This window comes from Paraflavitalea soli (assembly GCF_003555545.1).
Taxonomy (GTDB): domain Bacteria; phylum Bacteroidota; class Bacteroidia; order Chitinophagales; family Chitinophagaceae; genus Paraflavitalea; species Paraflavitalea soli.
This window is the reverse complement of record NZ_CP032157.1, coordinates 1174208-1189112: the sequence shown is the minus strand read 5'-3', so window position 1 is coordinate 1189112 and position 14905 is coordinate 1174208. Positions and strand designations below refer to the sequence as shown.

Here is a 14905-nt window from a genome sequence, read left to right as displayed (position 1 = left end):
TTGTTTGCGGGTGCAAAGGTACGGCAGAAGTCATTATCCGCACTATTGTTTCCAAAGCTTCAATACCTGGTTGTTGCCCAATCGCAGCAGGTAGCCGCCAGCCGGCAACGGGGCCATATTGATGGGAAAAGGCAAGCGGGTGAGTTTCATTTGTCGTATTACTTTTCCTTGCATATCTGTCAGGTAAGCCGTAGTGTTCAACAATTGCTGGTCACTGCTCTGCAACATGGCCGTATAGTGAACGGGATTGGGCGATAAAGTGACGACCGCATGCCTGTTGACCGTTAACCGGATAATAGGGCTATAGCTGATCTTGTTGTGTTCTACAATCTTTAACCGGTAATAATTAACTCCTGGTGATGCAGCAGGGTCTGTATGGCGATAGGTAAAGGACAACAAGTCGTTGGCGGGAATGACACCTACTGACAAGAAGTTAATACCATTTGTACTTCTTTCAACCTCGTAAGATAATATTCCCTGTTGATCAGCTACCAGCCATTCCAATTGATTGCCTGCAGATGTCTGCCGGCCGGTGAAAGAAACCAGTTTTACAGGCAATAAGGAGGCATTGCTAACATTGGGCCGGATGTATACGGGATGCAAAAAAGCATTGATCCCGAATGTCTCAATAGTCGCCCAGGGCTGCGCATTCCAGTGTATCCATAATTTACCGGGTGTATAGATCCCGCGGGTTTGCACAAGCGCCAGTGTGGAATCGAACTCAACAGCAGCGATCACATACTCCCCTGGTGTAAGTGTGAGTTTGCCGCCGTGAATGGGCAAGGTGTCCGTCAGCGCATTGTCATCAGGATAAAGCAAGGTATCGGTGGAGCCGATGAGCACATTGGGTTTGCCGGCACTCATATTCCAGATGGTCAATGCATACTTCTTTCCTGTGTAACCCCTCCAATAGGATACGGAAACGGAACGAAGATCTGTTGTTGATTGAATGGTAAAGGACTGCCCCACATAACCATTACCTATACCGATCCCTATACTGCCCACCACATCATTATCATCTCTGGCGTATACCGAATCATATACATTCACCACATTGACCAGTGTATCATTGCCGGTAAAGGATTCAGCTTCCGCTATCACTGGAAAATACCTGATCTTATACTGACCTGTTGCAGCCGGCTTCCAGGCAGGAAGGGTAAAATTGGCACTGAGGTAAGGATTTATGCTGGCAATGGGCGCACTGGTTTGCGCGTAAACCAGGGTCTGGGCACTATTGTACACCTCAGCTTTTAACCGTACGTTGGTGATGGGCAATACTCCTTCATTGCGGATCACTCCTTCGATCGGGAAATCCGGGACCTGCTGCAGGGGATAAGCAGCATATTCAAAGGTGGTAACCTGCAGCAAACCGGGATCATATTTGGCCGCCCGCTCCAGTTGAACATTATCTATAGCAAGGAGGAATTTATCAACAGAATTATTTCTGAATCCAATATAAACCGCTTGTCCTTGATAGGCGCTCAGGTCAACGGTATGAATTGTCCATGTATTATTTTCTCCTGTTGTGCTAAACAGCACAGAAGATTGGGTCAACTGGTTACCGATATCGCCCGGGCCACCTGTGGGGCGCACGGTCATGATCCGTACTTCATAGCCATCCGCATAAGCCGCATCATAGGCTATCGCTTTCCAGCTGAGTTGACAATTATCCGGAAGCGGGCCGATCAATGGCGTCCACATAAAGTCATTGGCAGTTCCGGCCGGTGCATAAAAAGAAGTGGAAAAAGCACAGCTGTCTGCCACATTGAATTTGAAATCCTCCCGTCTGGTCCAGCCATTGTTCACATAAGCCACCTGCCCGTCGGGCTGGTTATTATCTGCATTACAAAGGAACCAGCCAAAGGGAAATGCATAGGTGCCGGCTCCGCCGAATGTCGTTCCGGGAACACCATCAAAGTCTTCGCGAAAGATCACCTGCGCGGAGGCGGCGGCCATCCACAGGCAGAGCATTACCAGTATACCGATTCTTTTCATAAGCTACCCTGCAAGTTACCGTCCTGCATAGCCCGGTGGCCGGCGATGGGGTGAACAACTGGGAGTTGTAGGTCAACTACCCATTCTTGTATGTAGCGGGGAAAAGCATAAAAAAACTGCGGCGCTCTTGTGAGCGCCGCAGGGTCATATTTGCAGATAGTGAGTGCTGTTTAATATACATTCCTGGGACAGCCGGTCTTTCCACGGCCTCCACCCCATCCGCCACCGCCATTACCAGTACCGCCAATTCCAATAGTAAGGGTAAGCCCCTGGAAATAATACCAATCTTTGGTTTTGGAATTACCCCGCAGCTCGTCTGCCGCAGGATAAGTGGGATTGCCATCTTTTAACTCTCCACCCCGGTAAGACATTTCCACGGCCTTCAATCCTCTTTCCCGTAATAGCTCACCATTATCTACATACCGGGTACTCACATCATCGAGGTAATCGGTAAAGGTTTTACGGAGCCCGATCTCATAACCCAGGATCACATTATCACTGATGCGGAATTTAATACCGCCGCCAAACGGAATGGCAAACTGGGTGAGTTTGTATTGCTTCCTGTCGGGATAGGCCGTCAGCCCCTGCCCTTCTGTACTCAAAGGTTTCAGGAATACTTTGTTGCCCAGGGTATCGAATGCATAAGGATTGAAGTGATACACAGCTATACCTCCAAATACATAAGGAGATATTCTCTTTTCCTCCATATTGAACAGGGTATATTCCAATAAGAGGTTGCCCTCCAATATCCGGCTTTCAAAGCTAAGGTTCCGGGGACGTAATTTGGCATCATTGTTATCCCGGTCACTGGCCCCGATGGTGCCATACTGAATACCGGTACGGATGGCAAAATGGGGCGTAAGATCATATTTCAGACCAGCACCGATGCCAAGATTAGATTGATTAAAAGTAAAGGTGCGGCCCTGTAATTCCCCCTGGTAATTGGTTACACCACCAAACAGGGTAAGGTGCAAACGATGTGATTCCTGGGCTTGACTGAATACGGGCACTAATAAGCACAACAGCGCGTACTTTCGCATACGTAAGTTTGATTTTTGGGTTTCTGCAGCAATTCGTTTTGGGATCGTTTTTCATTGCTGGATACGGATTTACGGCTGCGAACAAAAAAAGGGTGGTTAGGTTTACACCAGACGGTACTCAGAACGCAAGTTTCGAGCCAATTATTAGCCCTACACTATCTACGTTAACCACAAGGGGTTGGATGTGGATAAGTAGAGATACGGTTGACTACCCAATAGGGTTGGGTACCAGGGGATATGATATTATACCGTAAAACCACGAACAGTTATTATGTATGTGATCAGGTATTGACTGACCTGATATTGAGCAAAAACTGGAAGAGATTGGTATCGGTTGTTAATTGTAGTTTTTTGCGCAGCCGGTAGCGACTGATCTCCACGCCCCTTACGGAAATATTCATCAGCTGGGCAATTTCTTTGGTAGAGAGGTTCATGCGCAGGTAAGCACATAATTTGATCTCATTGGAAGTAAGTTGAGGATAATGCTCCTTGAGCGCCACCAGGAAATCACTGTGCACGCGGTCAAAATGAAACGCAAATTGTTCCCATCCCTGGTCCATCTTGTCCTCTTCATGAAGAATACGCAACAGCTTTTTCAACTCCTCTCCATCTTCTCCATTAGCAGGCATCTTCTTCAGTCGCGTTAGCTCCTCTTTGATCCTGGTAAGCAACTCCCCTTTCTGTACCAGGTGCATGGCAGAGGAGGCCAGTTCTTTATTCTTGTGATCTATTTCTGATTCCAGCTTTTCATTGCGCAACTTCACAATCTCCTTATCCGATTTTTCAAGCTCCAGCTGGTGCAGGTATTGCAATCGTTTCTGTTCTTCTTCATGCCGCAATTGCTGACGAATGAACTTCCGCTGCTGCCGCCTGTACAAACCAAAACCCAGCGCACACAAAGCCAACAGATAGGCCCCATAAGCCCACCAGCTTTGGTACCAGGGAGGCAATACGCGGAAAGAATAGCTGCTTACCGGCGATTCATTGCCCAGGTTATTACGGGCCTTCACTTCAAAGGTATAAGACCCCGGAGGCAGGTTGGTATAATCCTTCTCCGTTTTCCTGGACCAATCCGACCACCCTTTATCAAACCCTTTTAACTGGTAACTGTAGGTGATAATGGCTTCCTGTCCATATAGCGATGAGGAGTATTCAAAGTGCAGGGAATTCCATTTCCAGACAATATCGGGTACTGTTTCCTGCTTTTGTACATTGATGTCATTCACCTCTCCAAAATAACCACCGAAGATCAATCTGTCTGTTGGCCCAATAGAAGTAACTGTATTGATATGCGCCTGTAAGAGGTATTTATTCTTGCGGTACTGTTCATAATTGATATGGTAAAATCCATTCTCTGCCCCAATAAAGATATTACGGGCATTGATGGAATAGATGTGCTCGAAACCGCTGACCATTTTCCCATTCAACTCAGGCAGGTAAACGATGGTTGGTGTAGCCGCTGAAAAATCCACCACACCCAGTTGCTTATCGTGGATAAACCAAATATTGCCATCGGTATCTTCCTTTAAGTAACGCAGACTGGTATTGCCAAATACATTTTGGTACCAGGGCGAACTTTCAAACTTATCCGTCTGCGTATTGTACCGGTATACTCCTTTTTCAGTAGCCACCACCACCTGGTTTTTGATGGTGTATACATGGTTATTCATAAAAGAGGGTAATCCATCTTTATCCGTGTATAGTTTGATGCGGGCAGGCTGTACGCTCATATCCACCCTGTATACACCCCGGTAGGGATGAGAAGCCCAGGCAATATTGTTGTTGTCAAAAGTGATAAAGCGGGCAGGTTCATCCAGGCCTCGTATGGGGTAACCGGCATGAAAGCCATCCTTTCTGTATTCCAGTACTTCCAGCCCATGGTAGGTACCGGCCAGTACCAGCGAGGAAGGCAATACCTTATTGACCGGCAGGTAGGTCCAATAGCCCCAGCCTGGTTTTGCATTGACAGGAATGGCTCCCCGGGGATCCACCTGGAATGATCCGTCATGGTGCCCGAGCAATACATGGCCATTGATCTCCGACAAACCCCACACCTGTCCTTTTGTATTGGGCACGGGCATGAACTGGCCTTTCACAAAACTAAGGTCGTCCATGGCTGTGAGGGGTACGGTGTACAAACCATTGGTGGTGCCCAGGTAAAGCTGGTTATTGTGAATGAGGGCGGCATAGCCGGAACCTTCATTCAGGTTTTCGGGGTAAATATGTTTGATGGCATTATCGTAGGCAATGAAATCAATACCGTTGTCCAGGCCCAGCCACAGGTTGTTGTTGCGGTCGCGAAAAATACTGGTAATGTTGTTGTTCTGCAGTCCTTCCTTACGGGAAAAGCTTTGGACCAGTTCTCCCTTCCTGTTAAATACATGGCAGCCGCCCAGGCTGGTAGCCAGTGCAAACCAGTTGTGCCCGAGGGCCAGGCCGCCATAGATGGTTTCCCTGGCCACGATATCGAGATCGGGTGACCGGAAAGGAACAAGCCTGCCCGCAGTCAGTACAAATACCCCATCTTTCAGGGTGGCCAGCAGGGAACTGTCTTTGCCTATGGGAATCATGGTGCTGGTATACAGTCCGGGCGGCAGGTCTTCCCGCCGCATCAAAGGCTGCCAGGTACCCTGGTTGAACTTCAACAACCCATGGCTCATATCCTGTGCAACCAATTGATTGTCATGGATGCCCATGAATGCCCATTCTGATACGGCCGGGTAGACGATCATGGTTTGATTGGTAAGCTGGAGGATCTTATGAATGGAACGGAAGAAGATATCATCACCCCAGGGGATAATGTCCCAGATATCGGCAAATGAGCGTTCCCTTTCGGGAATGAGGTTTTTGAGGGAGGTGAACACGAGCACCCCGGTGGAATCGGGGGAAAAGTAGCCTATTTCGTCCTGTCCGCCGGCATAGATGCGCTTGTCCTTACCTATGGCAATGGAGCGTACAATGGTTTTATTGGGTAAGGGATAGATACGCCAATGCGTACCGTCAAAACTGAGAACGCCTTCATTATTAGCAAAATACATGATGCCGTTCACATCCTGCTGGATGTCCCAGTTTTGTGTCCCACCCCCATAAATGTGTTTGGAATAGTTGATGATCTCGGGCAAACCGATGGTGTTTTGTCCAAAGCAGGACATACCCACCGTTAGCAGTAGCAGCAGCAATCGTTTTGATCTCTTCATAAGCAAGCAGTTTTCGGCAGTCGGCAATCAGCAGTCGGCAATGCGTTTGCTTCGAAAGGCACCTTTCTACGACAAAGCCAGAGGCTTTGAAATAGCCGTCATCCCGCTATACGGCGGGAAGGCTGGCGAGTGAGCAAGACCGTAATCTAAAATAATCAAAGCAGCCTATGTGAAAGTACATTTTTTTCGATGATGTAGTATTGTTGTACTTAAAAAGCCTGTTTTTATTGACTTACAATAGGGTGATGTAGTAGTGATGTACCCCAAAAATATGCTCGTGCAGTACTGAATGATAATTTTAGGATGAGGGAAAAAACCAGGGAAATACGCATGCGTAGCCCTGTAGTAGAATACCCTTATTGCCTGTTCCATCATCCAAAATTGTTTGCTTATGAAAATGAAAGTTGTACTGCTAAGCCTTGCAGTACTGTTCCAAACACTGCTTATCGGCCAGGTCTATGCACAAACCATCCCCGTTACCGGCACGGTAACCAGCAAGATCACCGGCTCACCTGTTTCCGGCGCCACCATTACTGTAAAAGGAACCACCACAGCCACCACTGCCGACCAGCAGGGCAGGTTTTCCATTACAGTGCCCAGGGCCGGCAGCATATTGGTCATTTCGCACATTGCGATGACCCCACAGGAAATCACTGTCCGCGACGGCGCGGCCGTCACCATCACGCTGGAAGAGAAGTCTGGCAGCATGGATGAAGTCATTGTGGTAGGGTATGGCACCCAGCGCAAAGGGGCCGTTACCACCGCCATTTCGTCGATCAAGGCGGGCGACCTGGACAATATGCCTGTTCAGCGCATTGAGCAATCCCTGCAAGGCAGGGTATCGGGCTTAACGATCACCAGCAGTTCCGGTCAGCCCGGCGCTGGCTCTACCGTGAGGATCCGTGGCACCACCACCATCGGCAACAGTGATCCGCTGTACATAGTGGATGGTATACAGATTGGCGGAGGTATTGAGTACCTCAACCAGAATGATATCGAATCCATTGACGTATTAAAAGATGCCGCCTCTGCGGCTATTTATGGCGCCCGGGCAGCCAATGGCGTTATCATAGTTACTACCAAGAAGGGGAAATCGGGCAAAATTGCGGTCCATTACAATGGCTACCTGGGCACGCAAAAAGCCTGGCGCAAGCTGGACCTGCTGGATGCTACCCAATACGCCACTTTGTTGAATGAAGCCTATGTGGCCAACGGGCAAAATCCCCGCTTTGCCAACCCCGAACAGTTGGGCAAGGGCACAGACTGGCAAAGCCATGTGTTTGACGATGCTGCTCCCATCCAAAACCATGACCTGAGCTTATCCGGTGGTTCTGAAAAGTCTACCTATTATGCTTCGTTCGGCTACCTGGACCAGAAGGGTATCGTAACGCCGTCTAACTCCTATTTTAAACGGTTTACCGCCCGTTTTAATTCCACCCATAAGATCACCAATACTATCTCCTTTGGCAGCAATATTGGTTACACCCGCATTTCTTCCATAGGCGTAGGCACCAATGGAGAATGGGGTACGCCGCTTAACCGGGCCATTAATATGGATCCCATCACGCCCTTTATCGTGACTGATCCGGCGCTGGCCAATTCCAGCCCCTATAGCGATCATCCGGTTGTACGTGATGAGCATGGTAACCCATATGGTATTTCCAATATCGTTACCTCCGAGATATTGAACCCGGTAGCCGCCGTAAAAGTGGCGCAGGGCAATAACTGGTCCGACAAGATCGTGGCCAATGTATTTGGAGAGATAGAACCGATCAAGGGATTAAAGCTGCGCAGCTCTATCGGTACCGACCTCGCTTTCTGGGGTAATGAAAGCTTTTCACCGCTCAATTACCTCAACACGATCAACCAGGTAACTTTGAATGGCTATACCCGGGAATCAAACCGCGGCGTCTTCTGGCTGTGGGAAAATCAGCTCTCCTACCACCGGGCCATTGGCAAACATGATGTAACAGCCATGGTGGGTACAACCGCACAAAAGAACAACGGCAAAACACAGGGAGGTACCAAACGTGGTATCCCTGTCAATGATATCAAAGATGCCTCACTGGCTTTCCCGGTACCTCAAACCAACCAGTTCTTCTGGGGAGGAGAATACCAGGAGTCTTTGTCCTCTTTGTATGGCCGGGTGATCTATAGTTACGATGATAAATACCTCTTCACAGGTATTGTACGCCGTGACGGATCGTCCAAATTTGGTCCTAACAATAAATATGGTGTATTCCCCTCCGTATCTGTTGGCTGGATAGCCTCTCATGAAGATTTCTTTCCGGCTACTGATGTGGTCAGTTTCCTGAAAGTACGTGGCTCCTATGGTATAACGGGCAATGACCGTATTGGTGATTTCCGTTATCTCTCTACCGTAGGCGGCGGCAGGAACTACACGATGGGATTAACGCCTGTATTGATCAATGGAGTAAGCCCCAATGCGATCTCCAATCCCGATCTGAAATGGGAAGAAACATCACAGTTCAATATTGGCTTCGACGCGGTATTGTTCCGCAACTTCAGTGTCACCTTCGATGTGTACAATAAAAAGACGAAGGGTATGCTGTTGGGTATTGCCGTACCGGGCTATGCGGGTAATTCGGGTCCCATCGGCAACATCGCCAATATGGAGAACCGTGGTGTAGAACTGGAACTGAGCTATGGCAACAAGATTGGCGACGTCAACTTCAAAGTAAGCGGCAATGTCTCTTACCTGAAAAATGAAGTCACCTACCTGGGCGCCGATAAGAAATTCCTGGAAGGACAAAAGTTTGGTCCGCAGGGAGTAGAGATGACACGCACCTCCGTGGGCAATGCGATCGGCTCTTTCTATGGTTTCAGGACCAATGGCCTGTTCCAAACTGCCGACGAGGTATTGAACTACCGTAACAAAGACGGCGGCCTGATGCAGCCCAATGCACAGCCGGGCGACATCCGTTTTGTGGACAACAACAATGATGGCAAGATCGATAATGACGACCGCACCATCATTGGCGATCCTACACCAGATGTAAGTTTTGGTTTCACCGCCGAAGCCGCCTGGAAGGGATTTGATCTGCTCGTATTTGGTCAGGGTGTAGCAGGCAACGATGTATTCCAGGCATTGCGCCGCTTTGACCTGCCTACCGCCAACTGGACCACTGAAGCGCTAAGCCGCTGGACAGGTGCGGGCACTTCCAATAAGTTTCCCCGCCTTGTATTCAATGATCCCAACCAAAACTTCAGCCGCAGTTCGGACTTCTACCTGCAACAGGGTTCTTATTTCCGTATCAAGGTATTGCAGATCGGCTATACCCTGCCGGAATCAATTACCAAAAGAGCCGGGCTGAGCAAACTGCGGGTATACCTTACAGGTAACAACCTGTTTACCTTCACCAAATACAATGGTTTCGATCCGGAGATCGGTGGCGACAGTTATGGTATTGACCGGGGTATTTATCCTCAGCCACGTGCTTTGATGGCAGGTATTAACATTGGTTTTTAATCCACAAAACATTGAGTAATGAAACGAAATCGAATCAATATAAAATGGTGGCCCGTACTGATCGGCGGGTTCATAGCTTCAGCTTCCTGCAGCAAAAGTTTCCTGGAGCTGCAGCCGAAAGGAACAGAACTGGAAGACAATTTCTATAAGAACCAGGAACAGGTATTCCAGGGACTGGTAGCTGTATATGATGTCATGCAATGGGGCAACTCTGGTGGTTATACCATGAAGATGCCCTTACTATCAGCAGCTTCTGATGAGGCGTATGCAGGCGGCAGTGATGCATCGGACCAGCCAAGCTGGGTAGCGTATGACAACTTCACACTGGATGCATTCAAAGGGCCTCAATTGGGTCTTTGGCAAAAAAATTACACCGGGGTGTATCGTGCCAATTTAATACTGGAGAAAATTGAAAAAGTACCGGGGCTGGCGGCCAACTTCAAATCGAGGGTGATCGCAGAAGCTAAAACGTTGCGTGCTTATTTCTATTTTGACCTGGTAAGGTTCTTTGGCAGGGTGCCACTGATCATTACCGCTATACCGGTGAGTGAACTGTATAGCCAAAAGCAGGCTGAACCTGCTGCTATCTATGCACAAATTGAGAAGGACCTGAAGGAAGCACGGACGGACCTGCCGGTGACTTTGCCGGTGAGTGAATATGGCCGTCTGACCAAGGGAGCTGCCACCGCTATGCTGGGCAAAGCAATCCTGTTTCAAAACAACAATGCACGGATGACAGAAGCTGCCGGGTTGCTGAAGGAAGTAAATACTTCTGCGGCTTATCACTTGCTGCCGGTCTTTAGTGATGTATTCAGGCCTGATAATAAATTCCATGCGGAATCAATACTCGAGATACCCCACTCCAACCTGGCTGCCTGGGGCGACTGGGGCTGGATCAATGGTGGCGAAGGCAACGTAGCTGCCCAGTATGTAGGTGCGGCCGATTATAATGGCCCGCTTTATTCCGGTGGCTGGGGATTTTGTCCCATCACCGAAGACCTGGTAGCAGTTATGAAGAACGATCCGCGTTTTTCTGCTACGATCATTGATGGCAACGCCATGAAAGCGCAGGGCGCCAAGTACACGGCTCGTTACCAGAACACGGATTACTTTATACGTAAATATGCGCCGGTAACGGCTTATCGCTCCAATGTGGGTACAGCTGAAATCAACTGGCCGATCAATGAAATAGAGATCAGGCTGGCCGACACTTACCTGCTGGAAGCAGAAGCACTGGTACGTGGCGGTGGGGATGCTGCCCGTGCACAATATTTACTGGACACGGTGCGGCACCGGGTAAACCTGGCAACTGTTCCGGCCACGCTGGATAATATTGCCAAAGAACGCAGGCTGGAGCTGGCTACAGAAGGCCATCGCTTCTTCGACCTGGTACGCACCGGTAAAGCTGCAGAAGTGTTAGGGCCAAGGGGCTTCAAACCCAATAAGAATGAAGTATTGCCGATACCGCAGCAGGAAATTGATGTAACGAATAAGGTGTTGGAACAGAATAAGGGGTACTAGCCGGCAATCGGCAGACGGCAATCGGCAGTACGTTTGCTTTGACTGGTTCTTTGAGTCCGAAAGACCGTCCCGATAGCTATCGGGAGGAAAGTCCGGAAGAAAAGCCCTTCGACAGGCACTTTAAAGCGCCTTCGACAAGCTCAGGCTGACAAAGAAAGTGATATTATAAGTTGGTCAATTAAAAACTTTAAACATGTTACTTACATTCAATAATAGAAAAATAAACTACTGGCTGCTGTTATTGCTGGTGCCGGCTTTCATGCCGGGCTGCAGTCCCAAAAGCAGCTTCGGTGATATTGGCGAGAAACCCAAGGCAGCGTTCACTGTTACACCTGTGAGTGGAAAAGTGAATACTTATTTACTCACGAGCACCACCAAGGGCGCTTTTTATTATCGCTGGAATATAGGCGATGGCGGCGGCGCACGCGCAGGCCGCCAGGTGGATACGGCGTACTATCCGGATAAGGGAGACTATACCATAAAACTGATCCTGTTATCAGACGGTGGGATAGACTCGACTACTGTAGCAGTCAGTGTGGCTGCCGATGATCCCAATGGCTGTGCAGGCAAGAAGGCATTGCTCACCAATTGTACCTCGAAGACCTGGGTACTGGACCAGCCGGGTGGCGGCGCCTTATTGGTAGGTCCACTAACGGGAGGCCCCTGGTGGACAAGCGGCGAAGGGGATGTAACTGACCGCGCCTGCCTGTTCAACGATGAATATACTTTCCGGAAAGACGGTAGTTTCACGCAGGACCTGAAAGGCGATATACGGGTAGATGATGAAGGCGGCGCGCCCTGGCCTACAGATATAGGCTTTCCCATTGGCTGTATTAACGTAAGCCAGCTGCCTGCCAAATACAAGCCATGGGGCGGCGGTAATTTCAACTTTAAAGTAATTGGCGGCAACAAACTCCAGGTAATAGGAAACGGCGCTTATATTGGCTTGTATAAAGCCGGTGAGGCTGGTACTACCGCTGCACCTGAAAGTGTGGTAACCTATGACATCGTTGAAATGACAGCTACCAAAATGGTACTGGACAAGCGGTATGACTGGGGCCATTGGAAGTTTACCCTCAAAGCGAAGTAAAACCAAGTTGTGATAATTTGAGAATTTGAAAATGTGGTAATACCGCGGAACGTGAAAAGTTATGATAACGGTTTACCCGGCAAGCCTGGTCTTCCGTTCAGGTTTGCCGGGTAGTACCAACAAGAGATCGTATACGTGCATGAAATTATATTTATGAATAAAAGAGAGGTCCATATGGTTCAGCTACTTTCTATTGTTCTCTGCTCCTTGTCTATTACGTTCTCCTCTTCCGGATGCAGCAGCAAAAGCAAGGGGGATAATGGGGACACCGGGCCGGCGCCGACTATTTCCATTAATGATGTGACGCTCTTTGAAGGCAACAGCGGCAATACTGATTTTGAGTTCCTGGTAACGCTGGATAAGAAGTCGACCAGGGACGTAACAGTAAACTATTCCATAGTTAGTGTGAGTGCGAAGGCGGGAGAAGATTATATAGTACCTGCGAGTCTGTCGCTGACGTTCCCTGCAGGAGAAACGCAGAAGAAGCTTATCATTCCGGTGGTGGGCGACGATATCAAGGAAGGTGATGATGCTTTTACGGTGCAATTGCAGAACCCGGTCAATGGCAGTCTGCTGAAGCTGGTGGGCAGCGGCACTATCCGCAATGATGATACGCGGGTGGCCTATACCAATACGGGTTATGATGCGCCGGCCTCCTATCCTGGGTATACGTTGAAATGGGCTGATGAGTTCAATGGACCATCATTGGATGCAAGTACCTGGGGCCACCAGAATGGGGATGGCTGTCCGGGTATCTGCGGATGGGGCAATAATGAACTGGAGTTTTATACAGACAGGCCGGAGAATCTATATTTCCAGAATGGTAAAATGATCATCGAAGCAAAGCCGGAAAGTTACCAGGGGAAGAACTATACCTCTTCCAAGATCCTCACCCAGGGTAAAAGGCCTATCAAATTCGGGCGGATAGATATCCGTGCGATCCTGCCCAAAGGCAAGGGCATCTGGCCGGCCTTTTGGCTGATGCCGGAGAAAAGCGTGTTTGGCGGATGGCCCAGGAGTGGTGAAATTGACCTGATGGAAGTAGTGGGTCATGAACCGGGAAAGACGTATGGCACGCTGCATTTCGGACCTGGCCCGGGCAGTACACAGATCAGCCGGAATTTTTCACTGCCGTCCCAAACTTTCAATGATGAATTCCATGTATTCTCGCTCGAATGGAAGGAAGACCAGATCAAATGGCTGGTAGACGGGAATGTGTTCTCGACGGTCAACAAGGCCGATCTCGGGAGCAATAATTATCCGTTCAATGAGGAGTTTTTCCTGATCGTAAACCTCGCCGTTGGCGGTAACTGGCCCGGTAACCCGGATGCCACTACCTATTTCCCGCAATGGCTCATCGTAGACTATATCAGGGTCTATCAATAAGGGACGGCAATCGTGAATCGGCAGCCGGCAATCTTCCCGCGGAGCGGGACAAGTTTTGCTTTGATAGTTGAGTGGGGAATAGTCAGTATTGGGTAGGTAGAAACAACTTTCAATTCCGTACCTTTGCGGCCTTAATTACATGGCTGTTTGATCAAAATAGGAAATATAACACTGCCCGATTTCCCCTTGTTACTGGCACCCATGGAGGATGTGAGTGATCCGCCTTTCCGGGTGGTGTGCAAGGACAACGGGGCCGACCTGTTGTATACGGAATTTATTTCGAGCGAAGGGCTAATCCGCGATGCCATCAAGGCCCGGCGCAAGCTGGATATTTTTGATGAAGAACGGCCCGTAGGCATCCAGATATTTGGTGGTGATGAAGAAAGGATGGCGATGGCTGCCCGCATTGTTGATGTAACCAATCCCGACCTGCTGGATATTAATTTTGGATGCCCCATCAAAGGGATCGTCAACAGAGGCGCCGGCGCGGGTGTATTGAAAGATATTGACCTGATGGTACGGCTTACCGAAGCCTGCGTAAAAAGCACCCGCCTGCCCGTAACAGTAAAAACCCGCCTGGGCTGGGATGATGCCACCAAAAATATTGAAGAAGTAGCCGAGCGCTTACAGGATGCAGGTATACAGGCGCTGGCTATCCATGGCCGCACGCGCTGCCAGTTGTACAAAGGAGAAGCCGACTGGAGCCTGATTGCCAAAGTGAAGAACAATCCACGTATACATATTCCCATCTTCGGCAACGGTGATATCAACACGCCACAAAAAGCACTGGAATATAAGAACCGCTATGGGGTAGATGGCATCATGGTGGGCCGTGCAGCGATTGGTTATCCCTGGATCTTCCGTGAGATCAAACATTATGTGCAAACAGGTGGGATGCTCCCCGCTCCTACCCTGGCAGAAAGAGTGGCAGTAAGCAGGAAACAACTACGCAGATCAGTAGCCTGGAAAGGCCCTAAAGCAGGCATCTACTCTATGCGCCGCCAATACTTGTACTATTTTAAAGGGCTGCCCGGCTTTGCCGAATTGCGTCAGCGGCTGGTAACAGCCATCACGATTGAAGAAGCGGAGTCCGTGCTGGATGAAATATTAATAAAGTATGAAGGCTTTGAAATGGTGCAGGAACCCATCGTATTGAAAGATTACCATGAGAACTGCGCCTTGTAGC

At 49.1% G+C, this 14905-nt stretch carries 8 protein-coding genes; 5 read left to right on the top strand and 3 right to left on the bottom strand.

The annotated features are described in order from the left end of the window. Positions 1 to 42 precede the first annotated feature (42 nt). The 3 genes from D3H65_RS04495 to D3H65_RS04485 all read right to left on the bottom strand — a co-directional run bounded on the left by D3H65_RS04495 (position 43) and on the right by D3H65_RS04485 (position 6232). Positions 43 to 1995: a choice-of-anchor J domain-containing protein gene (locus tag D3H65_RS04495; protein ID WP_119049119.1), complete on the bottom strand. Its 1953-nt coding sequence runs from the start codon at positions 1993 to 1995 to the stop codon at positions 43 to 45. A 170-nt stretch (positions 1996 to 2165) separates the two neighbouring features. After that, positions 2166 to 3035 (bottom strand): DUF6089 family protein, encoded by an 870-nt coding sequence (locus D3H65_RS04490; protein ID WP_119049118.1) that lies wholly within the window; start codon positions 3033 to 3035, stop codon positions 2166 to 2168. A 281-nt stretch (positions 3036 to 3316) separates the two neighbouring features. Continuing rightward, the gene (locus tag D3H65_RS04485; RefSeq protein ID WP_119049117.1) at positions 3317 to 6232 is read right to left on the bottom strand and encodes a ligand-binding sensor domain-containing protein; all 2916 of its coding nucleotides are present in this window, start codon (positions 6230 to 6232) and stop codon (positions 3317 to 3319) included. Between the two features lie 391 nt (positions 6233 to 6623). On the opposite strand from D3H65_RS04485, the gene D3H65_RS04480 reads away from it, so the two are divergent. The 5 genes from D3H65_RS04480 to dusB all read left to right on the top strand — a co-directional run bounded on the left by D3H65_RS04480 (position 6624) and on the right by dusB (position 14904). Continuing rightward, positions 6624 to 9722 carry a SusC/RagA family TonB-linked outer membrane protein gene (locus D3H65_RS04480; RefSeq protein WP_119049116.1) on the top strand — a complete coding sequence of 1033 codons (3099 nt, stop codon included), beginning with the start codon at positions 6624 to 6626 and terminating at the stop codon, positions 9720 to 9722. 18 nt (positions 9723 to 9740) lie between these two features. After that, on the top strand, positions 9741 to 11243 hold the full coding sequence (locus D3H65_RS04475; RefSeq protein WP_119049115.1) for a RagB/SusD family nutrient uptake outer membrane protein: 1503 nt from the start codon (positions 9741 to 9743) through the stop codon (positions 11241 to 11243). A gap of 193 nt (positions 11244 to 11436) precedes the next feature. Then, complete coding sequence (locus tag D3H65_RS04470; RefSeq protein ID WP_119049114.1) at positions 11437 to 12333, top strand: hypothetical protein; 897 nt, start codon at positions 11437 to 11439, stop codon at positions 12331 to 12333. Positions 12334 to 12486: 153 nt separating this feature from the next. Continuing rightward, complete coding sequence (locus D3H65_RS04465) at positions 12487 to 13719, top strand: family 16 glycosylhydrolase (RefSeq protein ID WP_119049113.1); 1233 nt, start codon at positions 12487 to 12489, stop codon at positions 13717 to 13719. Between the two features lie 147 nt (positions 13720 to 13866). Further along, positions 13867 to 14904, top strand: a complete 1038-nt coding sequence (gene dusB, locus D3H65_RS04460) for a tRNA dihydrouridine synthase DusB (protein ID WP_119049112.1) — start codon at positions 13867 to 13869, stop codon at positions 14902 to 14904. Position 14905 lies beyond the last annotated feature (1 nt).

Bases quoted from the DNA above. Each gene is read 5' to 3' on its own strand.
- D3H65_RS04495 (WP_119049119.1), bottom strand. From the start codon at position 1,995: ATGAAAAGAATCGGTATACTGGTAATGCTCTGCCTGTGGATGGCCGCC.
- D3H65_RS04490 (WP_119049118.1), bottom strand. From the start codon at position 3,035: ATGCGAAAGTACGCGCTGTTGTGCTTATTAGTGCCCGTATTCAGTCAA.
- D3H65_RS04485 (WP_119049117.1), bottom strand. From the start codon at position 6,232: ATGAAGAGATCAAAACGATTGCTGCTGCTACTGCTAACGGTGGGTATG.
- D3H65_RS04480 (WP_119049116.1), top strand. From the start codon at position 6,624: ATGAAAATGAAAGTTGTACTGCTAAGCCTTGCAGTACTGTTCCAAACA.
- D3H65_RS04475 (WP_119049115.1), top strand. From the start codon at position 9,741: ATGAAACGAAATCGAATCAATATAAAATGGTGGCCCGTACTGATCGGC.
- D3H65_RS04470 (WP_119049114.1), top strand. From the start codon at position 11,437: ATGTTACTTACATTCAATAATAGAAAAATAAACTACTGGCTGCTGTTA.
- D3H65_RS04465 (WP_119049113.1), top strand. From the start codon at position 12,487: ATGAATAAAAGAGAGGTCCATATGGTTCAGCTACTTTCTATTGTTCTC.